Consider the following 26,730-nt stretch of genomic DNA (forward strand, 5'->3'; position numbering starts at 1 on the left):
GCCCCTACCCGTTCCACCCGTCAGCGACGTGCCGGATGTGGCCGTTGCCGACTCACCACGCGCTGAATCCCTTGGCCAGTTGCACGGCCTGCTCCGGCCACCATACCCCAGCAAGGGGGCCACCGTTGCACGCTCCGTCGCTCTCGCCGGGGGCTTTCACCCAGAGGTTCGCGTCGAGGTGTTCGGCCTGCGCGGTGAGGGGCTGCTGCCCCACCGTCCGGCCGGACGGGTTGCACCATTCGCCGTTCGAGCCACTGCCGTTCCGAGAGGTGTCGATCACGTAATGGGCGCCGTCGAGGAGGCCGCTCAGTTCCTCCGCATAGGCGATCTCGTCCTCGGTCGTGTTGTAGTTGGAGACGTTGGTGGCGAAGCCCGTTGCGTCGGCGACACCGGCCTCCCGGAGGAGCTCGGCCATCTCGGCGGGCGGTCGCCAGTCGGAGTGGCCGCCGTCGAGGTACACGGGGACCGATGCGTCCGCGAACTGCTCGGTCGCGGCTGCAAGTTGCCGCATCCGCGCGGTGCGGTCACCGCAGTCCGGCGCGAGCGCGACGGCATCCGGTTCGAGGATCACGGCGACGCGGTGATCCGCGACGGCGGCGACGATCTCGGCGACCCAGTCCTGGTACTCGTCGCTCGACAACCCACCGGCGGACTGGTTGCCGCAGTCCCGCTCCGGCACGCCGTAGACCGTGAAGACCGGCATGGACCCGGAGCGCTCGGCGGACCGGACGACCTCGGAGACGGTGTCCCGGACGGTTCCGATCGGGTAGCGCTCCGGCACGAGCCAGATCGCGGTCGGCTCCGCCGCGAGCCGCTCCGCCGCTGCGAGCTGTTGGGCGACGTCGCTCGGGTCGCCGTTCGAACCGCCGCTCGTCCCGGCCGTGGCGGAACTCGTCGGTTCCTCGGTCGCGGCCGCCGGATCGGCTGCGGCGGCTCGGGCGGCAAGCGAGGACGGATCGACGTACAACTGCGCTCCGTCGAACGGGCCGGCAGCGGCGTTCGGGACGCGGCTCACGAGCGACACCGCGAGCGCACCGCCGGCGAGGAGGACGGCGACGACGCCGAGGGCGACGGCCGTCCGGGTACGTCGTCGGTCGCGGGGCGTTCTCGGCACGGATCCTCCTGCATGGTCATCCGCAATTGTGCCCGACAAAGCCTCGCCACGGTGCCGATTCGCTCGAATCCGTGCCCCGAGTGGGGGTGGGCGCGATGTCCGAGAGGCACCGACGCGTCCGGGACCGCCCAGCCGCTCGACGAGCGCGCACGCCGGACTGCACACCAGGGCCCGCTGCGCAACGTTGTCCGGATCGCCGCGGCTCCCTACCCTTGATGATCGTGGCGACGCAGGGTCGCCCGCACGGCCCGAGGAGCGCACACGTGAGCACGAAGACCATCCCCACCTCCGACGCGGCGGCTGGTGACGCCCCCGCGAAGGTCATCCCCTGGGTGCTCGGGCCGGCCCTCGTGGTCATCCTCGGTGTCGCGCTGTTCTCGATCCTGCTCCCGAAACAGGCCGAGTCCGTCTTCAACGCCATCCAGTCCGGGATCATCGGAGGCCTCGGGTGGTACTACGTCCTGCTCGTCGCCGGGTTCGTCATCGTGGCGATCGTCTTCGCCGTCTCGAAGTTCGGCGACATCAAGCTCGGCAAGGACGACGACGAACCGGAGTTCTCGCTCCTGTCCTGGTTCTCCATGCTGTTCGCCGCCGGGATGGGCATCGGGCTCGTCTTCTACGGCGTCGGTGAGCCGCTCACACACTTCCTCGAGCCGCGCCCCGGGGTCACGGGCTCCCAGCAGTCCCTGGCCCAGCAGGCCATGAGTCAGACCTATCTCCACTGGGGACTCCACGCCTGGTCGATCTACGCGGTCGTGGGTGTGGCGCTGGCGTACGCCGTGCATCGCAAGGGGCGCCCGATGTCGATCCGGTGGTCGATCGAGCCGTTGCTCGGCAAGCGCGTGCAGGGCGGCTGGGGCAATGCGATCGACGCGATCGCCGTCATCGGTACCGTGTTCGGCGTCGCGACCTCGCTCGGCCTCGGTGTGCTGCAGATCTCCGCGGGGCTCGGGTACACGGGCATCGCCGAACCGAACATCGTCACGCAGGTCATCCTCATCCTCGTGATCACCGGCGTCACGATCTTCTCCCTCGTCTCCGGCGTGCACAAGGGCATGAAGTGGATCTCGAACACCAACCTCGTCCTCGCGGCGCTGCTGCTGTTCTTCGTCCTGTTCGCCGGCCCGACGCTGTTCCTCCTCCGCGAATGGGTGCAGGCCATGGGCGCCTACCTCCAGAACGTGGTCGGGCTCACCTTCAACGTCTCCGCGTACCAGGGTGCTGCGGGCGAGGCCTGGCAGTCCTCGTGGACGACCTTCTACTGGGGCTGGTGGATGTCGTGGGCGCCCTTCGTCGGCGTCTTCATCGCCCGCATCTCGAAGGGACGCACCGTGCGGCAGTTCGTGCTCGGCGTCCTGCTCGTCCCGACCCTCGTCACCTTCCTCTGGTTCGCCGTGCTCGGCGGCACCGCCATCATGCAGTCGCTGGAGGGCCGTGACTTCAGCGGCGCCGACGGCCCGGTGGATCTCAACACCGCCCTGTTCAACATGCTCGCCGGGCTCCCCGGCGGATCGATCGCGACCGTCGGTGCCCTGCTGCTCATCCTCCTGTTCTTCGTGACCTCGGCCGACTCGGGATCGCTCGTGATGGGCATGCTCACCACCGGCGGCACGGAACCGCGGAACCGGGTGCGGATCGCGTGGGCGCTCGTGACGAGCCTCCTGGCCATCTCGCTGCTGATTGCCGGCGGTCTCGCATCGATGCAGACGGCGGCCATCATCACCGCGCTGCCCTTCAGCGTCGTGATCATCCTCATGTGCATCTCGTCGTTCAAGGCATTCGGGATCGAGGTGCGACGGGAGCAGCGGGCGAAGCGCCGCCTGTTCGCCGCAGAGCTCACCGAGAGCGTCTCAGCCGACGTGAGCGAACAGCTGTCGGATCAGGTCTCGGAGCAGGTCACGGAGCACTTCGGCACGATGACCGCCCAGCTCGACCTCCGGCAGCTCGCGTCCCCGGACGCACCGGGGTCATCGGCCGCATCCACGGAACCGCAGACGCAGGACCCGGAGCAGCGCCGCTCGAAGGACTGACCGGACGGCTCAACCGACGGGGAAGCGGTCCGAGATCCAGGCCGCTTCCTCGGCGGTCGGCGACCACGCCGAACCGGCCGCGGCGTTCGCGCGGATCTGTTGCGGAGTGGTCGCACCGGCGATGACACTCGTGAGCCCGTCCTGAGCGAGCAACCAGCCGAAGGTCGCCTCGAGCATGGAGATGCCGCGCTCGTCGCAGAAGGCCTGGTAGGCCTCGATCGCGTCCCAGGGCGCCGTGTCGAGGAGGTGCTTGCGCTGGCGCATGATGCGGCTGTCGGCCGGCCCGCCGTCGCGGGAGAACTTCCCCGTGAACAGGCCGTTGTAGAGCGGGAAGTACGGGAGGAAGCCGACGCCGGCGGCGCGCATGGCCGGGAACAGCTCGCGCTCCGCTCCCCGGACGAGCAGGCTGTACTCGTTCTGGGCCGAGATGAAGGCGGGGTGGCCGGCGGTGCGAGCCGCCCAGTCCGCCTCGGTCAGCTGCCAACCGGCGAAGTTCGAGTGGCCGGCGTAGCGGATCTTCCCCTCGTGGACGAGCTCGTCCAGGGCCGCGATCGTCTCCTCGATGGGCGTGAACGGGTCTGGGGTGTGCAGCTGGTACAGGTCGATCCAGTCGGTGCCCAGGCGGCGGAGCGAACCTTCGACCGCGAGCCGGATGTAGCGACGGGAGCCCTTGGCACCCCAGTTCGGGATCGGGCTCTCGTAGTCCACATGGCCGAACTTGGTCGCGAGCACGATCTCATCCCGCCGTCCGGCGATCGCCTGCCCGAGGAGTTGTTCGCTCAGCCCGTACTCCCGGCCGTAGATGTCGGCGGTGTCGAAGAGGGTGACTCCGGCGTCAATGGCCGCGTCGACGACGGCTCGCGTGCCGTCCAGGCTCTCGGTGACCGTGCCCTCGCGTCCGAAGTTGTTGCAGCCGATGCCGACAGCTGAGACGAGGAGGCCGCTGCGACCGAGTGGGCGATAGCTGAGATCAGACATGCATCCAGGCTAGCCCGACCGTCCTCCACAGGCACCCGTCGGCCCCCGACGCCGCGGCCAGGCCCACGTGACGCATCGCGCCGATCACGGGCTTCCTACGCTCGGTGCATGACCACACACCTCACCGTCACCGCTCCCGTACTCCCCTGCTCCGTCATCGCCGACCCGACCACCGAGGGCTTCCTCAGGATGCCGACGCCGGTGGGGCGGATCGAGCTCCGCTCCGTCGACGACGCGGTCTCAGCCGTGCGCTTCGAGCACCACGGGCGACTCCCCCTCGACGGCGTGGACGAACGCCCCACCGCGGTCCTCCTCGACGCCGCGGAGCAGATCGACGAGTACTTCCGCGGACGACGCACCGTGTTCGACCTCGCGCTCGTCACGACCGGCACGCCGTTCCAGCAGGCGGTCTGGTCGGCGCTCGGCGAGGTGCCGTTCGGCGACTCCATCGGGTACGGCGCCCTTGCGGCCGCGGCCGGTGCCCCGCAGGGCGGCAGGGCGGCCGGCCAGGCGGTCCGGGCGAACACCATCGCCCTCCTCATCCCCTGTCATCGCGTCCTCGGGACCGGGCGGATCGTGACGGGCTATTCTGGCGGAGACGGACCGGCCACCAAACGCTGGCTCCTCGACCACGAAGGGATCCCGTACCGCCGATGAGTCCAGCCTCCCCGACCATCGTCGGCACCGACGGCCTGACCCGCTGCGCCTGGGCCGGGACGGACGCGGAGTACCAGCGCTATCACGACGAGGAGTGGGGCGTGCCGCTCCACGGACAGCGGCAGGTCTTCGAGAAGATCAGTCTCGAAGGGTTCCAGGCCGGGCTCTCCTGGATCACGATCCTCCGGAAGCGACCGGCTTTCCGGGAACGGTTCCACGGCTTCGACCTCGACGCCGTCGCAGCGATGACGGAGGCGGATGTCGAGAGCCTGCTCGAGGACGCCCGGATCATCCGGCACCGCGGGAAGATCAACGCGGTCATCGGCAATGCCCGCACCGCCCTCGAGCTGGGCGACGACCTGGACGAGCTCCTCTGGAGCTTCGCTCCCCCGCCACGGCCCGCACGGTTCGCCCAGTGGACGGAGGTTCCCGCGGTGACCCCCGAGTCCACCGCGCTCAGCGCCCACCTGCGGAAGCGCGGCTACCGGTTCGTCGGCCCGACGACGATGTACGCCCTCATGCAGTCCGGAGGCCTCGTCGACGACCACCTCGTCGGCTGCTGGCGCTCCGAGAGCGCTCCCTGATCCGGAGGGATCAGACGACGAGGGCGAGCTCCGTCACCCGACCGTCGTCGGCACGGGAGTGGATATCGAGCACCCATCCGGTCGACCGCGCCCACTCGAGCAACGAGTCGACATCAGGGTGGTCGACACCGGCCTCCAGCAGCGCGCGGGTGAACCGGCCCTTGCCCTGCTTGTTGAAGTGGTTGAGCGCACGACGGCGGCCATCGTCACCGACCGTGAGCACACGCAGGTAGACGGCACCGACGCGGTCCGGCAACGGCCCGAGCGACGCGTAGCCTTCCGAGCGCAGGTCCAGCAAGACACCCTGGACGGCGTCCAGCTCTCGCGCGACCGGCACCGCCCAGTGACGTTTCAGGACGAACCCGGGGAGCCTGGAGTCGTGGGAGAGCCGATACGCCGGAATGGGATCGAGCGCGCCGACCGGGCCGAGCAACGCCGAGTGCACGACCAGGTGCTCAGCGGCGAAGCGTCGCGCGTCCGCTGAGAGCGTGGCACGCATCGAGCGCGTCGTACAGCACCCCCGTGTACCGGTCGATCGCCGGCATCGTCGAAGACGTCGCCGCCACGCGGTTGCGCTGGACCTCACCGAGCTGCTTGGGGCCGAGCTTCAGCGCCTTCACCGTCGCGGCCTCATCGGCAGCGAGCGACACCAGGGCGCCGAGGCAATCGTTCCGGGACGAGGAGAGCCCTGGAAACCGCAGCAGGGCGGTGTCCAGGGCTCGTCCGTCGCCGCCGTCCCGCTTCGTCTCCGAAGGGGGAAGGAGGATCAGCACTGAATCAGGAGCTGGTCACGAGCGTGGCGTTGCCGGCCACGACGGTGACGGTGTTGTTCTCGACCGACAGGAAGCCGTCTTCAGCGTTCGCGACGATCTTCGAGCCGTCTTCGAGCGTGACACGGACCTCACCGGCGGCGAGGATGGCCAGCATCGGCTCGTGGCCGGGCAGGATACCGATCTCGCCGTCGACGGTCTTCGCGATCAGCTGGCGTGCCGGGCCGGACCACACTTCGTGGTCGGCCGCGACGACGCTCACGGTCAGAGGAGCGGAAGCCATGCTTAGCCGTTGTCCTTCTGGATCTGAGCCCACTTCTCTTCGACGTCGGTGATGGAACCGACGTTGAAGAAGGCCTGCTCGGCGACGTGGTCGAACTCACCCTTGGCGATGGCGTCGAACGACTCGATGGTGTCCTTCAGCGGGACGGTCGAGCCCTCGACACCGGTGAACTTCTTCGCCATGTAGGTGTTCTGCGAGAGGAACTGCTGGATCCGGCGCGCACGCGACACCGTGATCTTGTCTTCCTCGGAGAGCTCGTCGACACCGAGGATGGCGATGATCTCCTGCAGTTCCTTGTTCTTCTGGAGGATCTGCTTGACCGTGGTGGCGACGCGGTAGTGGTCGGCACCCAGGTAGCGGGGGTCGAGGATACGGCTCGTCGAGGTCAGCGGGTCGACGGCCGGGTACAGACCCTTCGACGCGATCTCACGGGAGAGCTCGGTCGTCGCGTCGAGGTGCGCGAAGGTCGTCGCCGGTGCCGGGTCGGTGTAGTCGTCGGCGGGGACGTAGATCGCCTGCAGCGAGGTGATCGAGTGACCACGCGTCGAGGTGATGCGCTCCTGGAGGAGACCCATCTCGTCGGCGAGGTTCGGCTGGTAGCCCACGGCGGACGGCATGCGACCGAGCAGGGTCGACACCTCGGAACCGGCCTGGGTGAAGCGGAAGATGTTGTCGATGAAGAGCAGCACGTCCTGCTTCTGGACGTCGCGGAAGTACTCCGCCATCGTCAGCGCGGAGAGGGCGACGCGCAGACGCGTTCCCGGCGGCTCGTCCATCTGGCCGAACACGAGGGCCGTCTTCTCGAAGACACCCGCCTCTTCCATCTCGTGGATGAGGTCGTTGCCCTCACGGGTGCGCTCACCGACACCGGCGAACACCGACACACCACCGTGGTCCTGCGCGACGCGCTGGATCATCTCCTGGATGAGGACGGTCTTGCCGACACCGGCACCACCGAAGAGACCGATCTTGCCGCCGAGGACGTACGGCGTCAGGAGGTCGATGACCTTGATGCCGGTCTCGAACAGCTGCGTCTTCGACTCGAGCTGGTCGAAGGGCGGCGGCTGACGGTGGATCGGCCAGCGCTCGGTGATCTCGATCTGCTCGCCGGGCTCGGCGTTGAGCACCTCGCCGATGACGTTGAAGACCTTGCCCTTGGTGACGTCGCCGACGGGCACCGAGATGGGCGAACCCGTGTCGGTGACCTCCTGGCCGCGGACGAGGCCGTCCGTGGGGTTCAGGGCGATGGCGCGGACGAGGTCGTCACCGAGGTGCTGTGCGACCTCGAGCGTGAGGACCATCGTCTGCTCGCCGATCACGACGCTGGTCTTCAGGGCGTTGTAGATGCCCGGGATCGCGTCGTGCGGGAACTCGATGTCGACGACCGGGCCGGTGACGCGGGAGATGCGGCCGACGGCGCCGGCCTTCACCTCTGCAGCGCCCTGCTCGGCAGTTGCGGTGGGAGTCATGTTCTTCTCTTCTCTGTCTCTACAGATACGTGTGCGTGTTGCGATGACTAGGACGAGAGCGCGTCTGCGCCGCCAACGATTTCGGAAATCTGCTGGGTGATCTCGGCCTGCCTCGCGTTGTTGCGGAGGCGGGTGTAGTCGGTGATGAGCTTGTCGGCGTTGTCGCTGGCCGACTTCATCGCCTTCTGCGTCGCGGCGTGCTTCGCGGCGGAGGACTGCAACAGCGCGTTGAAGATCCGGCTCTCGATGTAGTTCGGGAGCAGTGCATCGAGCACGCTCTCCGCATCCGGCTCGAACTCGTACAGCGGCAGCACAGCGGTGTCGGTGGGCTCCTCGACGCCTTCGACGACCTCGAGCGGCAGGAGACGGACGACCTCGGGGGTCTGCGTCATCATGCTCACGAGGCGGTTGTAGACGATGTGGATCTCGTCGACGCCACCCTCGGAGGCGTCCGTGAGGAACGCCTTGAGGATGGACTCGCTGATCTCCTGCGCCGTGGCGAAGTCGGGGTTCTCCGTGTTGCCGACCCACTCCCCTGCAGCCTGCATCCGTCGGAACGTGAAGTAGGCGACGGCCTTGCGGCCCACGAGGTAGTGCGTGACGTCCTTGCCCTGGCTGCGCAGGAGCTCGGTCAGCTCGGCGGCCTCACGGAGGACCTGCGAGTTGAAGGCGCCGGCGAGGCCTCGGTCGGATGCGAACACGACGACCGCAGCCCGCTCAACCTTCTCCGGCTCGGTCGTGAGCACGTGGTCGACGTTGGAGTACGTCGCGACGGCGGACACGGCACGAGTGATCGCACGAGAATAGGGTCCGGATGCCGCCACCCGCGCCTGCGCCTTCTGGATGCGCGACGCGGCGATGAGCTCCATCGCCTTCGTGATCTTCTTGGTCGTCTGCGCAGACTTGATCTTCTGCGTGTAGACCCGGAGTTGAGCGCCCATGGACTAGCGGCGACCCTTCACGATCTTCTCCTGGTTGACGTCTTCAACCGGGAGCTCCTCGACCTGCTCCGAACCGAGGGCAGCGCCCTCGCCCGTCTGGAACTCGAGCTTGAACTGGTCGACAGCGGCATCGAGCTTCGAGACGGTGTCGTCGTCGAGCACGTTCGTGTCGCGCAGCGTGGTGAGGACCTCGGTGTTCCGACCCAGGTAGTCGAGCAGTTCGCGCTCGAAGCGGAGGACGTCCTCGACCGGGACGTCGTCCAGCTTGCCCTTGGTTCCGGCCCAGATCGAGACGACCTGCTCCTCGACGGGGTACGGCGAGTACTGCGGCTGCTTGAGCAGCTCGGTGAGGCGGGCGCCACGGGCGAGCTGACGGCGGCTGGCCGCGTCGAGGTCGGATGCGAACATCGCGAACGCCTCGAGCGAGCGGTACTGCGCGAGCTCGAGCTTCAGCGTTCCGGAGACCTTCTTGATGCTCTTCACCTGAGCGTCGCCACCGACGCGCGAGACGGAGATACCGACGTCGACCGCGGGGCGCTGGTTGGAGTTGAAGAGGTCGGACTGCAGGAAGATCTGGCCGTCGGTGATCGAGATCACGTTGGTCGGGATGTACGCGGAGACGTCGTTCGCCTTGGTCTCGATGATGGGCAGACCCGTCATCGAACCGGCGCCGAGCTCGTCGGACAGCTTCGCGCAACGCTCCAGCAGACGGGAGTGCAGGTAGAAGACGTCACCCGGGTAGGCCTCGCGTCCCGGCGGACGACGGAGGAGGAGGGAGACGGCACGGTAGGCCTCGGCCTGCTTCGACAGGTCGTCGAAGATGATCAGGACGTGCTTGCCCTCGTACATCCAGTGCTGGCCGATGGCCGAACCGGTGTAGGGAGCGAGGTACTTGAAGCCGGCCGGGTCGGACGCAGGCGAGGCGACGATCGTCGTGTACTCGAGCGCGCCGGCCTCTTCCAGCGCACCCTTGACGGAGGCGATGGTCGAGCCCTTCTGGCCGATGGCGACGTAGATGCAGCGGACCTGCTTGTTGACGTCGCCCGAGTCCCAGTTGGCCTTCTGGTTGATGATGGTGTCGATCGCGATCGCGGTCTTGCCGGTCTGGCGGTCGCCGATGATGAGCTGGCGCTGGCCGCGGCCGACGGGGATCATGGCGTCGATCGCCTTGATGCCGGTCTGGAGCGGCTCGTGCACCGACTTGCGCTGCATGACGCCGGGAGCCTGGAGCTCCAGTGCGCGGCGGCCGGTGCTGGCGATCTCGCCGAGGCCGTCGATCGGGTTGCCGAGCGTGTCGACGACACGGCCGAGGTAGCCGTCGCCGACGGGGACCGAGAGGACCTCGCCCGTGCGGGTGACGTCCATGCCTTCGACGATCTCGTCGAACTCACCGAGGACGACGACGCCGATCTCGTGCTCGTCGAGGTTGAGCGCGAGGCCGAGGGTGCCGTTCGCGAAGCGGAGGAGCTCGTTCGCCATGGCGCCCGGGAGGCCCTCGACGTGGGCGATGCCGTCAGCGGCATCGATCACGCGTCCGACCTCGGTGGCCGCGGCGGTGCCGGGCTCGTAGGCCTTGACGAAGTCCTTGAGAGCATCCCGGATCTCGTCTGGGCTGATCGTGAGTTCTGCCATCATGTTCCTTTTGGTTGTGGAACCCGGGGGTTCCGAGAGGTGCGATCCGTCAGGATCAACGTCTTGAGTTGTGGAGACCGTCGGGCCGGTCCCCGCGCTGCACGGGCCGTTATCCGGCCAGTTGCAGACGGAGGTCGTTCAGTCGGGCAGCGAGGCTGCCGTCGATGACGTCGTCCCCGAGCTGCACGCGCAGTCCACCGACGACGGCGGGGTCGATCACCTGGTTGATCTTCACCTGACGGCCGTAGGCCGTGGCGAGGTGGCGCTCGAGGCGCTGGAGCTGCGACGCCTCGATCGGTGCGGCTGCCGTGACCGTGGCGACCGCGAGGCCCTGCTGGTCGGCGACGATGCCTGATGCGTACCGGAGCAGTTCTCCGATCCGACGGTCACGGGGCTGCTGCACGAGCTGACCGACGATGCTGACGGTCTGCGGGCTCGCCTTGCCCGCGAGGAGGGACGCCGCGAGGGCGCCCTTCGCAGCGGACGAGCCGAGCTTGCTGCTGAGGGCGAGTTCGAGCTCGTGGTTGCTCGACACGAGCTTCCCGAACTCGAACAGCTCGGCCTCGATGTCGCCCTGAGCGCCGGCGGAGATCGAGGCGGCCCGGAGGCCGAGCTCCTCGATGCCCGCGAGCAGGTCGGCCTCGCTGGACCAGCGGCCGGAGACGACGGTCTGCAGCAGGCCGAGCGCCTGAGCGCTCAGCTGGGTGCCGAAGATCCGCTCGACGACGGTGCGCTTGGCACCGGCGTCGGCTGCGGGGTCGCTGAGCGCTGCGCTCAGGTGGCTCGAGCCGCCGATGGCCCGGCCCGCTGCGAACAGTCCGTCCGCGGTGGCCAGATCGGCCCCGGCGCCGAGGGCGGCGAGGGCCTCCTTCGACGAGGCGAGTGCTTCTCTGGTCGCGCTTCCCATTACTTGGCTGCCTTCTCCGACGCTTCGAGGTCCGCGAGGAACCGGTCGACGACCGCCGTGGCCTTCGCGTCGTCGTTCAGCGTCTCGCCGATGACGCCACTGGCGAGGTCGAGTGCGAGCGTGCCGACCTCGGCACGCAGCGACACGACGGCCGCCTGACGCTCGGCTTCGATCTGTGCCTGAGCGCTCGCGGTGACGCGAGCGGCTTCGACCGTGGCCTGCTCCTTGAGCTCGGCGAGGATCGTCTGACCCTCGACACGAGCCTGCTCGCGGATGCGGCCGGCTTCCTGACGGGCCTCGGCGAGCTGAGCGTTGTACTGCTCGAGCGCCGCTTCGGCCTGCTTCTGCGCTTCATCGGCCTTGGCGATGTTGCCCTCGATGGCCGCTGCGCGGTCGTCGAGGAGCTTCTGCACCTTGGGCAGGACCAGCTTCCAGAAGAAGCCGAGGATGATGATGAAGACGACGGCAGACCAGACGATGTCGTAGACCGCTGGGATGAGAGGGTTCGTTGGAGCGCCCTCTTCAGCAGCGATGATCACTGCATCAAACATCTTGCCTCCTTCGGAGATGTGAAAGGGGGCTTAGACGAAGATGAAGTAGGTCGCGATGCCGATGAAGGCGAGCGCCTCGGTGAAGGCGATACCGATCCACATGAGGACCTGGAGACGACCACCCAGCTCGGGCTGACGCGCGGTGCCTTCGATCGTCTTGCCGACGACGATACCCACACCGATGGCGGGGCCGATGGCTGCGAGACCGTAACCGACCGTCGCGATGTTTCCTTCAAGGGCGGCGAGAACGGTAGTTGCGTCCACGTTTGTTTCCTTCCGTTGGGTGAGACCTGGCGGGTGCCGGGCTCGATTAGTGCTCTTCTGCGACCGCGAGCTGGATGTAGACCGCGGTGAGGAGGGTGAAGACGTACGCCTGGAGGACTGCGACCAGGAGCTCGAAGAGGGTGAAGACGAGGCCGAAGGCCAGCGTCCCGACACCCATGAGGGCGAACCATCCGCCGAGGTTCACGATGAAGAACTGCGTCGCCGCGAAGAACAGGACGAGGAGCAGGTGCCCGACGATCATGTTCATGAGGAGTCGGAGCGTCAGCGTGAGCGGGCGGATGACGAAGGTCGAGATGAGCTCGATCGGCGTGACGATGATGTACACCGGCCACGGCACCCCGGAGGGGAAGAGGGAGTTCTTGAAGAACTTGCCCGGGCTCTTCTTGATACCGGCGTAGATGAAGGTGACGTAGGACACCAGCGCGAGCACCAGCGGGACACCGATGACCGAGGTACCGGCCAGGTTCAGCCCGGGGATGATGCCCGTCAGGTTCATCGCGAGGACCATGAAGAAGATGGTCGTCAGGATCGGCAGGAACCGGAGGCCGTCCTTCTTGCCGAGCAGGTCTTCCGCGATGTTGACGCGGACGAAGCCGAGCCCCATCTCGGCGAGGCTCTGTGCGCGGCCGGGGACGAGGCGCATCTTGCGCGTCGACAGCCAGAAGAACAGGAGGAGCGCGATCACCGCGATGAACCGGATCAGGATGACCCGGTTGATCGCGAAGGGCGTGCCCTCGAAGAGGATGATGTCGGGGAAGAACTCGTCGATCGACGGACCGTGGAACTCGCCATCTTCGGCGGCCATCGGTGCGATCAGGTGCACGGCGTTAGCGAACAGCACGTATCTCCAGTTTCGGGGGCGTGGAGCAGAGCTCTCGCGGCGACGAACAGGGGGGATGTCTCCTCGCCGCACGCCGAAGCGGTGCTAGTGGGAGGATTCGTTGACGAGTCTAGCAAGGAAACCGGGCCCCGACGAACCCAGGGGTGGTATTCCACGGCTATATTCCGAGCCGCGACCTCGGCTGCGCCTCGGATACCGGTTCCGGCATGCTCCCGCGCGACCACGTTGCGTCCGCGGCGTCAGCCCGGGTCGGAGTCCTGCGGCGACGCCTTCGGGAGGATGTCGTCCGAGACGTAGGGCACCCGCACCTTCGCAGCCACGACGGCGTCGATCACGAGCGATCCGACGACACCCACGATGACGCTCCCGAACAGGATCGGTGCGTTGACCCACGGCTGGTCCTTCAGGATGAAGCCGAGCACGAGGAAGATGACGAACTTCACGAGCCAGCTGCCCATCACCACCCCGAACAGGATGCCGACGAAGAACTCCTGGCCGGACCAGCGGTTGGCGAAGAGGATGCTCACCGAGGTGATGCCGAGGAACACGAGCGCCATCGCGGTGCCGATGAGCGCACTCGTCAGCCCGCGGGAACCGTCGACGCTCCAGCCGACCACTCCCCCGACGACGGCGATCACGAGCGCGAGGAGCGCGCTGTACCGGAGTGCCGTGCGGAAGACCCGGTTGGCGCTCGCGTGCGAGCCGGCCTGGGCGGGAGGAGTCATGGGTGCTGGTCCTTCTTGGCGAGAGAGTCGAGGGTGTCGAGGGTGTCGCCGCTCACGGGCGCCTCGGGGTCGCGCTGCCCGGAGGCCTCGTCGAGCCGATCGTACAGCGCGGACCCGGGAGCGCCCTCCGTGCCGGTGGCAACGCGCTGCGCGAGCCGGTCGGCCCGCCTGCGGCGACCGATCGGCAGGAGGGTGAACGCCGTGCAGGTGACGACCCCCACGGAGACGAAGAGGACGGCCAGCCACGTCGGGGCAGCGAAGAACGCCAGGCATCCGACGGAGATGACGACCGTCCAGCCGTAGAAGATGAGGACGGCGTGCACCTGGCTGTGACCGAGGTCGAGCAGCCGGTGGTGGAGGTGCATCCGGTCGGCGCTGAACGGTGACTTTCCGGCGCGGAGACGACGGAGGACGGCCAGGACGAAGTCGGCGAGCGGCACGACGAGGATGGCGAACGGCAGCAGGATCGGGATGAACGCGGGCAACAGTTGCGTGCGGCCGAGGGCGGCCGGGTCGACCTGGCCGGTCACGGCGGCTGCGGAGGTCGCCATGAGCAGCCCGACGAGCAGGGCGCCGGCGTCGCCCATGAACAATCGGGCGGGGTGCCAGTTGAGCGGGAGGAAGCCGAGGCAGGCTCCGACGAGGATCGCGGCGATCAGCGAGGCCAGGTTGAAGTAGTCGCTCGCCCCGGTGGAGGTCACGAGCAGCTGGGTGTAGACGAAGAACACGGTGTTCGCGATGACGGCGACACCGGCGACGAGCCCGTCGAGCCCGTCGACGAAGTTGATCGCGTTCATCACGAGCACGATGGCGAAGACCGTCATCGAGAAGGACACCCACGACGAGCCGACCGTCAGGCCACCGATGGGCAAGGAGTAGATCTGCACACCGAGCCAGGCGACGAGCCCTGCCGCCATGAACTGCGCGGCGAGCTTGATCATCCAGTCGAGGTCCCACAGGTCGTCGGCGACGCCGATCCCGACGATGAACAGGGCGGCACCGAGGATCGCCAGCACCGGCTCCGGATCGGCGAACACGAGGTCGAAGAACGGCAGCTGCCAGGCCACGCCGAACGCGACCAGGATGCCGATGAACATCGCGACCCCGCCGAGCCGCGGCGTCGGCGTCTGGTGGACGTCGCGTTCGCGGATCGGCGGGTGGAGACCGTACTTCACGCCGACCCGCCGCGCGAGGTGGGCGAAGCCGAAGGTGATGCCCGCGCTCACGACGAGCACGATGAGGTACCCGGAGAACTGGCTCATGGTTCGCGCGGCTCGGGGAGCAGATCGCCCACCACGCCGCGGATCGCCTCGCGGGAGACGGCTCCGTCGCGCAGGACGACGATCCGTTCGTCGGCTGTGCCGAGTCGGGTCGCGTCGATGATCGTCGACGACTGCTCGCCGCTCTCGCCGCCGTCGAGGTAGACCGAGACCGAGTCGCCCAGCATCTCGAGCGCGGCAGCGGCTGACGTGGCGGCCGGTCGGCCGGTGAGGTTCGCCGAGGAGACCGCCAGCGGGCCGGTGTCCTGCAGGAGTTCGAGGGTCACCGGGTTCGACGGCATCCGGAGCGCGACCGTGCCCGCGGTCTCGCCGAGGTCCCAGGCGAGCGACGGCTGGGCCTCGAGCACGATGGTCAGGCCGCCGGGCCAGAACGCCTCGACGAGCCGGTGCACGGCATCCGGGACGGACGCCGCCAAGGCCTCGAGCGTGTTCACACCTGACACGAGGACGGGCGGCGGTGACTGCCGGGTCCGACCCTTCGCGTCGAGCAGGCGCTGCACCGCGGCCGGCGAGAACGCGTCGGCGGCCACCCCGTAGACCGTGTCGGTCGGGAGCACGACCAGCTCACCCCTCGCCAGGGCCGTCCGTGCCAAGCGCATCCCGGCGAGCAGCTGCGCGTGATCCTGGCAATCGAAGGTCTGCGGCATGTGGTGGGTCCTGGCTGAACGGGGCCGCCGATCGGTGATCAGTCGGCCGGATGATCGGGGTGACGACGCTCAATCATAGCCTCGGGCGTCTTCCGAGCAGTCTGGGCAGGCACAGGTAGACGACGAGGACGAGCAGGATGCCGAGGACGGCGAGGACCTGGAAGGGCCAGGCGCCCGTCGCGACGACCACCCCGAGGAGCCCGGTGGCGAGGGTCGCGACGCTGACGACGGCGGTGGACCCGAGGTGACCGAGTCCGCCGGCGGCGAGACGCTGGTACACGTGGCTGCGATGCGCCTCGTGCAGCGGCTCCCCCCGCCGCCAGCGCGCGATGATCGTCGTGCCGGTGTCGGCGACGTACACGAGGACCGGGCCGATCAGCGCGACGAAGGAGATGCCGCTGAAGGCCGCGTAGATGGCGACCGCGACGAGGGAGCCGCCGAGCAGGTAGCTGCCGACGTCGCCCAGGAACATCCGGCGCCGAGCGAGGTTCCACGGCAGGAACCCGAGGAACGCGGCCGCCACGACGAGGCCGGCTGCCGTGACGCCCGGGAGACCGGCCACGGCGCCGAGACCGGCGTAGAACCCGCCGACGACCGTGCCGTGCATCGAGGAGATGCCGTTGACGCCGTCCATGAAGTTCGCGATGTTCGTGTAGGCGACGAGCGCCACGATCCCGAGCGGGATCCACCAGGAACTCGCGGCCATCGAGACGACGAGCACCCAGGTCGCCACGAGTCCGAGCACGACCTGCAAGCCGAAGCGCACCCGGACGGGGAGTCCGCGGACGTCCTCCACGGCTCCGATGGCCGCGTTCACGATCGACACGGCGGCGACGATCCAGAGCGGCAGACTGTGGAGCAGGACCGCGGCCGTGCCGAGACCGACGGCGACCGCGAGCGCGACGCCGATCCCTCCCCCGCGGATCGTCGGGGTGACGTGCATGGATCGGTGGTTCGGGGTGTCGACGACCGCCCGACGGATGAGGATCGGGCGGATGGCGAGCTGGGACAGCAGGCTCACGACGAGCGCGAGCACCCCCGCCAGGATGGCAACCGTCATTGCACCAGGTGGTGGGTGCCGGCGCCCTCGTCGGCGATCGTCTCCCGCCAGACGGCGATGTCGAGGAGTGCCGGGTCGAGCGGCTGGATCCGCGTGTGCGAGACCTTCGGGTGCTTCGAGCGGTCGGCGATCTCGTCGGTGTCGATGAGGACCTCGTGCAGCTTCTCGCCGTGCCGGAGACCGGTGTACACGATCTCGACGTCCTTGCCGGACGCGGCGATCATGCGCTTGGCGACGTCGAGGATGCGGACCGGACGGCCCATGTCGAGGATGAGGACCTCGCCCGGGTCGCCGATCGCGCCGGCCTGGATGACGAGCTTCGACGCTTCGGGGATCGTCATGAAGAAGCGGGTGACGTCGGGGTGCGTGACCGTGACCGGACCGCCGGCCTCGATCTGGGCGGTGAACGCCGGGATGGCGGAACCGCGGCTGCCGATGACGTTGCCGAACCGGACCGAGAGGTACCGCGCGTCGGTCTCCTGGGCGCTCATCCATGCGGTGAGCTTCTCGGCGATGCGCTTGCTGTACCCGAGGACGGTCGTCGGGTTCGCGGCCTTGTCGGTCGAGATGTTGACGAAGGTGCCGACGCCGACCGCCCGCGCCGCGTTGAGGACGTTCAGGGTGCCGAGGACGTTGTTCTTCCAGGCCTCGTCGGGGTACTGCTCGAGCATCGGAGCGTGCTTCAGCGCTGCCGCGTGGAAGACGACGTCGGGACGGCGGTCCTCGAAGATCTCCATGAGCGACGGGAGGTCGCGGATGTCGGCGAGCACGACCTCCTTGGTGTCGAGCAGTCCGTGTCCCGAGATCGAGAGCTGTGTGGTGTGGAGCCCCGTCTCGTCGCGGTCGAGCAGGACGAGCTCCGCCGGGCCGAACTGGTTGACCTGGCGGGCGATCTCGGATCCGATGGATCCGCCGGCACCGGTCACGAGCACGCGCTTGCCGGTGAGGTACCCCGCGATGCTCTCGACCTGGAGGTCGACGGTGTTGCGGCCGATGAAGTCCTCGACGTTGAGGTCGCGCAGGCTCGGCGCGCTCTCGCCCGTCCCGGGAGCCAGCATCGTGTCGATGGGCGGCACGACGAGCACCCGGAGCTTCGCCTCGTCGGCTCGCTCGCTGACCTGGCGGATGAAGTCGTTGTCGACGTCCGCGATGCTGATGATGAGCGCCTGCGCCCCGGTGCGCTTGACGGCCGCCACCAGGTCGGCTCCCGTGCCGACCACGGCGACGGAGGCGATGCGGAAGTTGCGCTTCGACGGGTCGTCGTCGATGACGCCCACCGGGAGGTAGGGCGACTGCGGGTCGCGCATGAGCCGAGGGATGATCGACATCCCGAGCGCACCGGCTCCGTAGACGAGGACGCGCTGCGCCTCGATCGGCCGACTGCGGCTGTCGACGAAGAGGCGCTTGACGTACCGCGTGATGCCCATGAAGACGATGGCGAACGGGAACGCGATGACCGTCGTGGATCGCGGAACCCCCCAGGCGACGCCGAACACCGCGTTGACCGCGATGAGGATCGCGGTGACGATCAGCGCGACGACGATGAGCTGTTTCGCCTCGTAGAAGCTGCCGAAGCTGTGCAGGCCGTGGTAGTAGCTCCACAGGTAGGCCACGACGAGCTGGGCGACCACGGCGATGACGCACAGGAGGACCGTCCCGACGAGGGCCACGCGCTCGTACTCGAGCTCGAACCGGACGAGCTGGGCGACCACGATGGCGAGCACCCAGCACAGTGCGTCGAGGGCGGTCTTCGCGGCGAAACGAGGACCGGGCGCCTGCGTCCATCTACGGGGGGCGTCGGGGAGCGTGGAGGTCATAACGTGTCGATCCTACCGATCGCCGGCTTCGCGTTGGCTGCGCACGGACTGCGCGTCGGGGCCGGGCGCACCGCGCTCCGCGGCGAGGGCTGCGATCGAGGACCGGAGACCGTCGTCCGTCGCCGTCGGCATGCGGTCGTGCCCGAGCGCGCCGAGCAGTCGGGCACCGGAGACGCGGTAGTCCTCGGTGAGCTTCGCGAGACGCCCGGAGTTGAGCGGCACGGCGGGGACGCGATCGCCGACGGCGGCCGCCAGCCGGACGAGTGCCGGCGGCAGGGCCAGGCGACGGACCCGGCGACCGGTGACCTCGGCGATGAGGCTGACGAGGTGCCCCGTCGACACGGGCTCGTCGTCGGCGACGAGGTAGACACCCGTCGTGACGGCGGGCGTGTCGATGATGCTCGTGATCGCCCACGTGAGGTTCTGGATCGACACGAAGCTGCGCTCGTTGCGGAAGGCGTCGAGCGGGTACGGGATGCCGCGGGACAGGAGGCCGAAGAGGAGGCGGAGGTTGCCCTTGTCCCCCGGCCCGTGCACCATCGTCGGACGGAGGACGATCGTCCGGCGACCGGCAGGGCGGCTCGACGGCGAGCAGGAGCCGCTCGGCCGCGAGCTTCGACTTCCCGTACGGGGTCACCGGGTGGGGCTCGGCGGACTCGTCGAGCACGCCGTCGACCGTCGCCTCGTTCACCGCGGCGACGCTGCTCAGCTGGATGAAGGTGGTGGCGTCCGACGCCAGGAAGGCGACGTACGCGCGTTCGGCGAGGTCGGTGTTGATCCGGCGGTACACCTCGGGAGCGGCGGTGCCGTCGAGGTCGTGCGCCTTCCCGGCGAGGTTCACCACGACGTCGACGTCCGCGGGGAAGGGCTCCCCCGTCCACCCGCGCAACGAGAACGGCACGACCTCGTGGCCGGCCGCCTCGAGGACGGGGACGAGGTTCGTCCCGATGAAGCCGGTCGCACCGGTCACGAGCACCCGGCTCATCGTCCGAACCATCCCCACGTGCGGAAGTACACGAAGGCCCCCTGGATCGAGTACCACATCAGCTTCCGGTTGTGATGCGAGCCCTTCGCGAAGTGGTGGTGGATCGTCGCGCCGGGGTAGTACGCGGTCCGGGACACCTGGAGGAAGCGTCGGGTGAGGTCGGCGTCCTCGATGTACATGAAGATCCGCTCGTCGAAGAAGCCGACGCGGTGCAGGGTCGAGGTCCGGAGGAACATGAAGCACCCCGAGAGGTAGGGCACGTCGAACATCGTCTTGCTGTAGTCGTGCGCCGGGTTCTCGTCGATGTCGCGGTACTCGTAGCGGGCCATGCGCTTCGCGACGAGCGGCTTCAGCGGACCGGGCAGGAATCGGCGGGCGAACAGGTCGAAGACGGAGGGGTTCCGCTTCACCAGGTACTGGAGGGATCCGTCGGGGTACAGCACCTTCGGCATGACGTGCCCGACCTCGGGGTGCTCGAGCATGAACTCGTGGAGCTGCTCGATCGCCTCCGGCTCGAAGTACACGTCCGGGTTGACCACCATGTGGAACTTCGAGCGCCCGAGGACCTTCGCGATCGCGAGGTTGTGGGCGGCGCCGAAGCCGGGGTTCGAGGGGTTGTGCAGGTACTCGACCCGCGGGTCGACCACGAGGTCGCGGAGCTCGTCCGTCGGCGAGTTGTCGACGAGGTAGAGCGTCTCGACGAGCGGGCTCCCGAGGGTCGAGTCGATGGCCGCACGCAGCTTGTCGCGATCGTTCCGGTACATGACGATGCAGGCGGTCACAGGACGGTCCACGGTTCACCCTCTCCGGCGGCGGGGACGGCACCGCCGAGGCACGACGGACGTGGGCCCGACGCGCCTGGTCAGTCTACGTGCTGCCCGCGTCCGGTCCTGGGAGCCCGTGGCCGCATACTGGAGTGGTGCCAGAGCGTGTGTTCTTCTTCGACTGCGACAAGACCCTGTACGACTACGACTTCCGGAAACGCCTCCCGGCGCTCTCCCGGTTGACGGGCGTGAGCCAGTACCGGCTCGCGAAGCAGTGGTGGGTCGGCGGCCACGAGGCCGCGGCCAACATCGGCGAGTACCCGACGAGCGACGACTATCTGGCGGTGTTCGCCGAGGTCACCGGATACCCGCTGTCCCTCGAGGAGTGGCGCGAAGCCCGTGCGGCGGCGATGACCCCGGTTCCCGGCGTCCTGGCCACCCTCGCCCGTGCCTCGACCCTCGGCACGGTCTCCCTGCTGTCGAACAACCCGATCCCGTTCCGGGACTCCTTCGCGCAGCTGGCTCCCGAGGCCGCAGCCCTCCTCGGCGAGAACGACCTCGTGTCCGCCGTCCTCGGAGCGGAGAAACCCGAGCCCCGTGTCTACACCCGCGCGCTCAGCCGGTACGGCGTCGCGCCCGACCGCACCATGCTCATCGACGACTCCGCGGCGAACTGCGCGGGCGCCGAGGCCGTGGGGATGCACGCGTTCCAGCTGACGAAGGACGCCTCAGGCGCATTCGACGTCGCGGGACTCGACGCCGCGGTCGACGCCTTCGTGGCGGCCACACCCTGACTCGGCCCACCGGGCGATGCGTCCCACCGGCCACCTGAACCGAACCACGACTCCCTGGACCGAACCATCGGTCCCTGAGCTTGTCGAAGGGCGGCGGATCCACGGCGCGGACTCGCCCTTCGACAGGCTCAGGGACCGGAAGAGGGGCCTACGGAGCGGAGAAGCGCGGGCTCGCGACGCGTCAGCGGATCGCGATGGTGGTGCGGTCGCGGGTGGTGAGGTCGCGGTGGGTCGCCGCAGCGTGCCAACCGTCGGCCGTGAGCAGCTCGCGGATGGCCTGCCCCTGGAGTTCACCGTGCTCGATGATGAGCGTGCCGCCCCGGTGGAGCAGTCGCTGCGCGGTGGCGGACACCTGGCGCACCACGTCGAGTCCGTCCGGTCCGCCGTAGAGCGCGGCCGAGGGGTCGTGGAGACGCACTTCGGGATCGCGCGGGATCGCGTCGTCCGGGACGTACGGAGGGTTCGAGATCACGACGTCCACCGAGCCGTCGAGCTCGTGGAAGGCGTCGGCGAGGTGCTCGAAGACGACGGTGGCGTTGTCGGCACCGGATTCGGCGAAGTTCCGTCTCGCCCAGATGAACGCCTCGACCGAGTTCTCGGTCGCGTAGATCGCCGCGTTCGGGACCTCGGTCGCCATCGCCAGCGCGATCGCTCCACTGCCGGTGCCGAGGTCGACGCCGATGGGCCGAGGGATCGGCACGGCTCGGAGCGCGTCGATCGCGAACTGCACGACCGACTCGGTCTCGGGGCGCGGGACGAAGACGCCTGGTCCGACCGCGAGTTCCATCGAACGGAACGCGGCACGACCCGTGATGTGCTGCAGCGGTTCACGCGCGGCCCGACGCTCGACCAGCTCGGCGAACACGGTGCGTTCTTCGGCGTCGAGCACGCGACCGGTGATCGCCGCGGCTTGTACAGCCCCGCGACCGAGTCCGAGCACGTGTCCGAGGAGGAGCTCCGCGTCGACGTCGGGTGACGGCACGGCTGCGCGGGTGAGGATCTCGACGGCGTGTCGGCGCGCGAGTTCGACGGTCGCAGGGTGGCCGGCGGACGGGGTGTCTGCGGCGGCGGCGGAAGGGGTGCTGGGCATGAGCGAGGTCATCATCTGGGGCGGCCTGGTCGGGTGGGCCGCACCGAGCCTACCCCACCGCCTCGGTGCGGCCGCGGGCCGGCGACCCTCGTCGTCACACGGGACACCCCCGATCGGCCAGGTCGTAGGCTGGACCGAGCCCCGTTCGAGGAAGAGGAACACCGTGACCGGCACCGTCTACACCGACATCACCCAGGCCTACGGCCGTACCCCGCTCGTCCGTCTGAACCGCATCGCCGAGGGTGTCGGCGCGACCGTCCTGGCGAAGCTGGAGTTCTACAACCCCGGATCGAGTGTCAAGGACCGTCTGGGTATCGCGCTCGTCGATGCGGCGGAGGCCTCGGGCCAGCTCCAGCCAGGAGGGACCATCGTCGAGTCGACGAGCGGGAACACCGGCATCGCGCTCGCCCTCGTGGGAGCCGCGCGGGGCTACCGGGTCATCCTCACGATGCCGGCCTCGATGAGCAAGGAACGCCGGACCCTCCTCCGCGCCTACGGCGCCGAGCTCGTCCTCACCGATCCGACGAAGGGGATGGCGAACGCCGTGCAGGAGGCGCAGCGCATCGTGGCCGAGCACCCCGGCGCCGTCTGGGTCAGGCAGTTCGAGAACGAGGCGAACCCCGCCATCCACCGGCGGACGACCGCACCCGAGATCTGGGAGGACACCGCCGGCACGGTCGACGCGTTCGTCGCGGGCATCGGGACGGGCGGGACGATCACCGGCGTCGGCGGCTGGCTCCGCGAACACAACCCCGATGTGCAGATCATCGCCGTGGAACCCGCGGACTCCCCGCTGCTCAGCGAGGGTCGCGCCGGTGGACACAAGATCCAGGGCATCGGCCCGAACTTCGTGCCCGACATCCTCGACACCTCCTTGTTCAGCGAGATCATCCCGGTCGAGACCGACACGGCCTACGCGACGGCACGACGCCTCGCGACCGACGACGGCATCATCGGAGGCATGTCCTCCGGCGCCGCGGTGTGGGCAGCCCTCGAGGTCGGACGCCGTCCGGAGATGGCCGGCAAGACCATCGTCGTCATCATCCCCGACGCGGGCGAGCGCTACCTGTCGACGACGATGTACGACGACCTGCGCGACTAGGCTCGACGCATGGGAATGCTGTCGCGGGTCCGCGAGGACATCGGTGCCGCACGCGCACACGATCCGGCGGCCCGCGGCACCATCGAGATCGCGCTCAGCTACTCCGGCCTGCACGCCGTCTGGGCGTACCGGCTGCACCATCGCCTGTGGCGGCGCGGCTTCCGCACCCTCGCCCGGTTCGGCTCCCAGTTCACCCGGTTCCTCACCGGGATCGAGATCCACCCGGGCGCCCGGATCGGCAGGCGGTTCTTCATCGACCACGGTATGGGCGTCGTCATCGGCGAGACGGCCGAGGTGGGCGACGACGTCATGATCTTCCACGGCGTGACCCTCGGCGGGAAGAGCCGCGGCGTCGGCAAGCGCCACCCGACCATCGGTGACGGCGTCGCCGTCGGTGCCGGGGCGAAGATCCTCGGGCCCATCCTGATCGGTGCGGGGACCATCGTCGGCGCGAACGCCGTCGTCACCAAGGCCTGCCCACCCCGCAGTCTGCTGCTCGGCGTCCCGGCGGTCGAGCGCCCGCGCGGGAGCGGCGCCCACGGCCTCGCGTTGCTCGATCCCGAGTACCACATCTGATCCGCGCGAGGTGAGGTGATCCGTCGCCCACGCCTCCCCCGGACGACGATCTCCCGCATCCCACCCGCATCCCCGCTCCTCGAGAGGTCCCCATGAGTCTCATCCGCCTGCACGACGTCACCGTCCGGTTCGAGGAGCGCCCGGTGCTCCGCGACGTCTTCTTCCGGCTCGAGCCAGGCGACCGGGTCGGGCTCATCGGCCGGAACGGCTCCGGCAAGTCCACCCTCCTGAAGCTCGCGCTCGACCAGCTCCAGCCGGACTCGGGCACCGTGACCATCGAGGACGGGACGCGGATCGGGTACTTCTCGCAGTTCTCGGAGCTCGACGGCAGCGCAACCATCACCGAGGTCCTCGAAGGGCTCTTCGGTCACATCCACGCCATCGAGGCGGAACTCGCATCCATCGACGCCGCGATCGCCGCCGACCCGGACGACCTCGACGGGATGACGAAGCTCATCGAACGGCAGGCCGAACTCTTCGAGGAGATGGAGCGCCAGGACGGCTGGGACTACCAGCGCCACATCGACACCGCCCTCACCACGCTCGGCTTCGACGCCGCGCGCCGCGTGCTCCCCATCGACTCGCTCTCCGGTGGTTGGCGCAACCGCGCGGCGCTCGCGAAGATCCTCCTCGAGCGGCCGGACGTCCTGCTCCTCGACGAGCCGACGAACTTCCTCGACGTCGCGGGGGTCGAGTGGCTCGAATCCTGGTTCGGCTCGTTCCGCGGCGCGGCGATCGTCGTCTCGCACGACCGGACCTTCCTCGACGCCGTGGTCACACGCATCGTCGAGGTCGAGAACTTCCACCTCCACGAGTACCCCGGGAGCTTCGACGAGTACGTCGTCCAGAAGCAGTTCCGGCTCAAGAGCCTCGAGGCGCAGTTCGTCCACGAGTCCGAACTGCTCGCCTTCGAGGCCGAGGGCATCTCGGACCGTCGCGAGGCGGCCAAGGCCGCCGGGAAGAAGGACCTCTCCTCGCAGCTGGCGAAGATCAAGAAGGCCAGGCCGCCGCGTCCGGTCGACGACATCATCACCGACATCTACGGCGGCCTGCACATCAAGGACACGCTCTGCCGGATCCAGGGGCTCACGAAGGCCTACGGCGAGCACACGCTGTTCGACGGACTCGACCTCGAGATCGGCCGCCGCGAACGCATCGTCGTCCACGGACCGAACGGCGCGGGCAAGTCCACGTTCCTCCGGATCCTCGAGGGCGACGAACGCCCCGACGCCGGTCACGTCACCTGGACCGGCGGGGTCCGATACGCGTCCTACAACCAGATGGTCGACGAGCTGGACCTCACCGACACGGTGGCGCACGCCGTCGGCGCCATGCCCGACAGCCTCGCCTTCGCGGCGACGAAGAAGTCGGTGAACCGCTTCCTCGGCATGTTCCAGTTCTCCGACGCCGACCTCAAGCAGAAGATCGGCATGCTCTCGGGTGGGCAGCGCGCCCGCGTCGCCATGGCCCAGTGCCTGCTCTCCGGAGCTTCGGTGCTCCTCCTCGACGAGCCGACGAACCACCTGGACCTCGCGAGCACGCAGGTGATGGAGCGCGCACTCGTGCACTTCCCCGGCGCCATCGTCGTGGTCAGCCACGACCGGTTCTTCGCCGACAAGGTCGCGACGAAGCGGCTGCGCATCGGCTGAACGACGAAAGCGCAGTCGTGGTCGTCATCCGAGAGGAATGACGACCACGACTGCGCTCTCGAGTGCTAGTCCTGGTCGCCGATGTCGGCCAGGCGCGCTTCCTCGTCGGCGGTGATCGCCGATTCGATGATCGGGCCGAGCGCGCCGTTCATGACGCCGTCGAGGTTGTACGCCTTGTACCCGGTCCGGTGGTCGGCGATGCGGTTCTCCGGGAAGTTGTAGGTGCGGATGCGCTCGGAGCGGTCCATCGTGCGGATCTGCGTCTTGCGTGCCGCGCTGTCGAGTGCCGCCTGCTCCTCCTGCTGACGCGCGAGGATGCGGGCGCGGAGCACGCGCATACCGGCCTCACGGTTCTGCAGCTGGCTCTTCTCGTTCTGCATCGACACCACGATGCCGGTCGGCAGGTGGGTGATGCGCACCGCGGAGTCCGTGGTGTTGACCGACTGACCGCCGGGGCCGCTCGACCGGTAGACGTCGATCTTCAGGTCGTTCTGGCTGATCTCGACCTCCTCCGGCTCATCGACCTCGGGGAAGACGAGGACACCCGTCGTGGAGGTGTGGATGCGGCCCTGGGACTCGGTGGCCGGGACGCGCTGCACGCGGTGCACGCCGCCCTCGTACTTGAGGTGCGCCCAGACCCCCTGCGACGGGTCGGTCGCGTTCGACTTGATCGCCACCTGGACGTCCTTGTATCCACCGAGGTCGCTCTCGGTGCGTTCGAGGAGCTCGGTCTTCCACCCCTTGGACTCCGCGTAGTGCAGGTACATCCGGAGCAGGTCGGCGGCGAAGAGCGCGCTCTCGGCGCCGCCCTCGCCACCCTTGATCTCCATGATGACGTCGCGGCCGTCGTCGGGGTCGCGCGGGATGAGCAGACGGCGGAGCTTCTCCTGGTTGGTCACCAGCAGCTCTTCGAGCACCGGCACCTCCTCGGCGAACGCCTCGTCCTCCTTGGCGAGTTCCCGGGCGGCGTCGAGGTCCTCCTGCGTCGCCTGCCAGGTGTGGTAGGCCGCGATGATCTTCGACAGCTCGGCGTAGCGGCGGTTGATCTTCTTCGACCGTGCGGGGTCGGCGTGGACCGCCGGGTCGGCGAGCTGATCCTGGAGATCCTTGTGCTCGGCGACGAGCGTCTCAACTGATTCGAACATCGTTCTCTTCCTTCATCACCATCATGCGGCACCGGGGGCGAAACGGGACCGACC

The 26,730-nt window shown here is 68.6% G+C and carries 28 protein-coding genes and 1 pseudogene; 7 read left to right on the forward strand and 22 right to left on the reverse strand.

Features of this window, described 5'->3' with window-relative positions; genetic code table 11:
• Positions 1-52 precede the first annotated feature (52 nt).
• Positions 53-1,114 (reverse strand): glycoside hydrolase family 6 protein, encoded by a 1,062-nt coding sequence (locus AC5JOC_RS13065; RefSeq protein ID WP_161578601.1) that lies wholly within the window; start codon positions 1,112-1,114, stop codon positions 53-55.
• 215 nt (positions 1,115-1,329) lie between these two features.
• On the opposite strand from AC5JOC_RS13065, the gene AC5JOC_RS13070 reads away from it, so the two are divergent.
• Positions 1,330-3,144 carry a BCCT family transporter gene (locus AC5JOC_RS13070; protein ID WP_079707184.1) on the forward strand — a complete coding sequence of 605 codons (1,815 nt, stop codon included), beginning with the start codon at positions 1,330-1,332 and terminating at the stop codon, positions 3,142-3,144.
• A 9-nt stretch (positions 3,145-3,153) separates the two neighbouring features.
• Here the strand turns inward: AC5JOC_RS13070 and AC5JOC_RS13075 are convergent, their stop codons facing one another.
• Positions 3,154-4,122, reverse strand: a complete 969-nt coding sequence (locus AC5JOC_RS13075; protein WP_494246537.1) for an aldo/keto reductase — start codon at positions 4,120-4,122, stop codon at positions 3,154-3,156.
• A gap of 108 nt (positions 4,123-4,230) precedes the next feature.
• On the opposite strand from AC5JOC_RS13075, the gene AC5JOC_RS13080 reads away from it, so the two are divergent.
• Both AC5JOC_RS13080 and AC5JOC_RS13085 read left to right on the forward strand, forming a co-directional pair.
• Positions 4,231-4,779 carry a methylated-DNA--[protein]-cysteine S-methyltransferase gene (locus AC5JOC_RS13080; protein WP_463530377.1) on the forward strand — a complete coding sequence of 183 codons (549 nt, stop codon included), beginning with the start codon at positions 4,231-4,233 and terminating at the stop codon, positions 4,777-4,779.
• Entirely contained in the window at positions 4,776-5,363 is a 588-nt protein-coding gene (locus tag AC5JOC_RS13085) for a DNA-3-methyladenine glycosylase I (protein ID WP_494246538.1), read from the forward strand. Before AC5JOC_RS13080 ends, AC5JOC_RS13085 begins: the two co-directional genes overlap by 4 nt.
• A gap of 10 nt (positions 5,364-5,373) precedes the next feature.
• Here the strand turns inward: AC5JOC_RS13085 and yaaA (AC5JOC_RS13090) are convergent, their stop codons facing one another.
• The 18 genes and pseudogenes from yaaA (AC5JOC_RS13090) to AC5JOC_RS13175 form a co-directional block, all read right to left on the reverse strand.
• Positions 5,374-5,862: a peroxide stress protein YaaA gene (gene yaaA / locus AC5JOC_RS13090; RefSeq protein WP_494246539.1), complete on the reverse strand. Its 489-nt coding sequence runs from the start codon at positions 5,860-5,862 to the stop codon at positions 5,374-5,376.
• Positions 5,819-6,136 (reverse strand): peroxide stress protein YaaA, encoded by a 318-nt coding sequence (yaaA, locus tag AC5JOC_RS13095; protein WP_494246540.1) that lies wholly within the window; start codon positions 6,134-6,136, stop codon positions 5,819-5,821. The genes yaaA (AC5JOC_RS13090) and yaaA (AC5JOC_RS13095) overlap by 44 nt, the downstream gene beginning before the upstream one ends.
• Before the next feature lie 4 nt (positions 6,137-6,140).
• Positions 6,141-6,416 carry a F0F1 ATP synthase subunit epsilon gene (locus tag AC5JOC_RS13100; RefSeq protein ID WP_064295316.1) on the reverse strand — a complete coding sequence of 92 codons (276 nt, stop codon included), beginning with the start codon at positions 6,414-6,416 and terminating at the stop codon, positions 6,141-6,143.
• A gap of 2 nt (positions 6,417-6,418) precedes the next feature.
• Positions 6,419-7,885: a F0F1 ATP synthase subunit beta gene (gene atpD, locus AC5JOC_RS13105; protein ID WP_079707188.1), complete on the reverse strand. Its 1,467-nt coding sequence runs from the start codon at positions 7,883-7,885 to the stop codon at positions 6,419-6,421.
• A 47-nt stretch (positions 7,886-7,932) separates the two neighbouring features.
• Positions 7,933-8,826 (reverse strand): F0F1 ATP synthase subunit gamma, encoded by an 894-nt coding sequence (locus tag AC5JOC_RS13110; protein WP_064295314.1) that lies wholly within the window; start codon positions 8,824-8,826, stop codon positions 7,933-7,935.
• Positions 8,827-8,829: 3 nt separating this feature from the next.
• On the reverse strand, positions 8,830-10,458 hold the full coding sequence (atpA, locus tag AC5JOC_RS13115) for a F0F1 ATP synthase subunit alpha (RefSeq protein ID WP_079707189.1): 1,629 nt from the start codon (positions 10,456-10,458) through the stop codon (positions 8,830-8,832).
• A gap of 109 nt (positions 10,459-10,567) precedes the next feature.
• Positions 10,568-11,365: a F0F1 ATP synthase subunit delta gene (locus AC5JOC_RS13120; protein WP_071262369.1), complete on the reverse strand. Its 798-nt coding sequence runs from the start codon at positions 11,363-11,365 to the stop codon at positions 10,568-10,570.
• Positions 11,365-11,916, reverse strand: a complete 552-nt coding sequence (locus AC5JOC_RS13125; RefSeq protein ID WP_064295311.1) for a F0F1 ATP synthase subunit B — start codon at positions 11,914-11,916, stop codon at positions 11,365-11,367. Before AC5JOC_RS13125 ends, AC5JOC_RS13120 begins: the two co-directional genes overlap by 1 nt.
• Before the next feature lie 30 nt (positions 11,917-11,946).
• Positions 11,947-12,180, reverse strand: a complete 234-nt coding sequence (gene atpE / locus AC5JOC_RS13130; protein WP_064295310.1) for an ATP synthase F0 subunit C — start codon at positions 12,178-12,180, stop codon at positions 11,947-11,949.
• A gap of 46 nt (positions 12,181-12,226) precedes the next feature.
• Positions 12,227-13,006 (reverse strand): F0F1 ATP synthase subunit A, encoded by a 780-nt coding sequence (atpB, locus tag AC5JOC_RS13135; protein ID WP_175117868.1) that lies wholly within the window; start codon positions 13,004-13,006, stop codon positions 12,227-12,229.
• Between the two features lie 275 nt (positions 13,007-13,281).
• Entirely contained in the window at positions 13,282-13,767 is a 486-nt protein-coding gene (locus AC5JOC_RS13140; protein WP_494246541.1) for a Cg1360 family ATP-synthase-associated protein, read from the reverse strand.
• Positions 13,764-15,029 (reverse strand): MraY family glycosyltransferase, encoded by a 1,266-nt coding sequence (locus tag AC5JOC_RS13145; protein ID WP_079707192.1) that lies wholly within the window; start codon positions 15,027-15,029, stop codon positions 13,764-13,766. The genes AC5JOC_RS13140 and AC5JOC_RS13145 overlap by 4 nt, the downstream gene beginning before the upstream one ends.
• Positions 15,026-15,694, reverse strand: a complete 669-nt coding sequence (locus AC5JOC_RS13150) for an L-threonylcarbamoyladenylate synthase (RefSeq protein WP_079707193.1) — start codon at positions 15,692-15,694, stop codon at positions 15,026-15,028. Before AC5JOC_RS13150 ends, AC5JOC_RS13145 begins: the two co-directional genes overlap by 4 nt.
• A 73-nt stretch (positions 15,695-15,767) precedes the next feature.
• A complete protein-coding gene (locus tag AC5JOC_RS13155; protein WP_494246542.1) occupies positions 15,768-16,754 on the reverse strand; it encodes an MraY family glycosyltransferase in 987 nt (328 codons plus the stop codon).
• Positions 16,751-18,571, reverse strand: coding sequence for a polysaccharide biosynthesis protein (locus AC5JOC_RS13160; protein ID WP_079002758.1), 1,821 nt, complete (start codon positions 18,569-18,571; stop codon positions 16,751-16,753). The genes AC5JOC_RS13155 and AC5JOC_RS13160 overlap by 4 nt, the downstream gene beginning before the upstream one ends.
• Positions 18,572-18,583: 12 nt before the next feature.
• Positions 18,584-19,111, reverse strand: a complete 528-nt coding sequence (locus AC5JOC_RS13165) for a Rossmann-fold NAD(P)-binding domain-containing protein (protein ID WP_494246907.1) — start codon at positions 19,109-19,111, stop codon at positions 18,584-18,586.
• A 55-nt stretch (positions 19,112-19,166) separates the two neighbouring features.
• Positions 19,167-19,568 (reverse strand): annotated as a pseudogene (locus tag AC5JOC_RS13170) (NAD-dependent epimerase/dehydratase family protein); the annotation flags it as partial.
• Entirely contained in the window at positions 19,553-20,350 is a 798-nt protein-coding gene (locus AC5JOC_RS13175; protein ID WP_139382577.1) for a glycosyltransferase family 2 protein, read from the reverse strand. The pseudogene AC5JOC_RS13170 and the gene AC5JOC_RS13175, both read right to left, overlap by 16 nt.
• 125 nt (positions 20,351-20,475) lie before the next feature.
• Between AC5JOC_RS13175 and AC5JOC_RS13180 the strand changes: the two genes are divergently transcribed.
• Positions 20,476-21,114 carry an HAD-IA family hydrolase gene (locus AC5JOC_RS13180; RefSeq protein ID WP_241160910.1) on the forward strand — a complete coding sequence of 213 codons (639 nt, stop codon included), beginning with the start codon at positions 20,476-20,478 and terminating at the stop codon, positions 21,112-21,114.
• 181 nt (positions 21,115-21,295) lie between these two features.
• Here the strand turns inward: AC5JOC_RS13180 and prmC are convergent, their stop codons facing one another.
• Positions 21,296-22,204 (reverse strand): peptide chain release factor N(5)-glutamine methyltransferase, encoded by a 909-nt coding sequence (gene prmC, locus AC5JOC_RS13185; protein WP_241160911.1) that lies wholly within the window; start codon positions 22,202-22,204, stop codon positions 21,296-21,298.
• A gap of 163 nt (positions 22,205-22,367) precedes the next feature.
• On the opposite strand from prmC, the gene cysK reads away from it, so the two are divergent.
• The 3 genes from cysK to AC5JOC_RS13200 all read left to right on the forward strand — a co-directional run bounded on the left by cysK (position 22,368) and on the right by AC5JOC_RS13200 (position 25,531).
• Entirely contained in the window at positions 22,368-23,306 is a 939-nt protein-coding gene (gene cysK, locus AC5JOC_RS13190; RefSeq protein WP_079707199.1) for a cysteine synthase A, read from the forward strand.
• Between the two features lie 9 nt (positions 23,307-23,315).
• The gene (epsC, locus tag AC5JOC_RS13195; RefSeq protein WP_079707200.1) at positions 23,316-23,882 is read left to right on the forward strand and encodes a serine O-acetyltransferase EpsC; all 567 of its coding nucleotides are present in this window, start codon (positions 23,316-23,318) and stop codon (positions 23,880-23,882) included.
• Between the two features lie 92 nt (positions 23,883-23,974).
• Positions 23,975-25,531: an ABC-F family ATP-binding cassette domain-containing protein gene (locus AC5JOC_RS13200; protein ID WP_079707201.1), complete on the forward strand. Its 1,557-nt coding sequence runs from the start codon at positions 23,975-23,977 to the stop codon at positions 25,529-25,531.
• A 65-nt stretch (positions 25,532-25,596) separates the two neighbouring features.
• Here AC5JOC_RS13200 and prfA read toward each other — a convergent pair whose 3' ends face one another.
• Positions 25,597-26,676 (reverse strand): peptide chain release factor 1, encoded by a 1,080-nt coding sequence (gene prfA / locus AC5JOC_RS13205; protein WP_071262434.1) that lies wholly within the window; start codon positions 26,674-26,676, stop codon positions 25,597-25,599.
• Positions 26,677-26,730: the final 54 nt, after the last annotated feature.

Source organism: Plantibacter sp. (assembly GCF_059073635.1).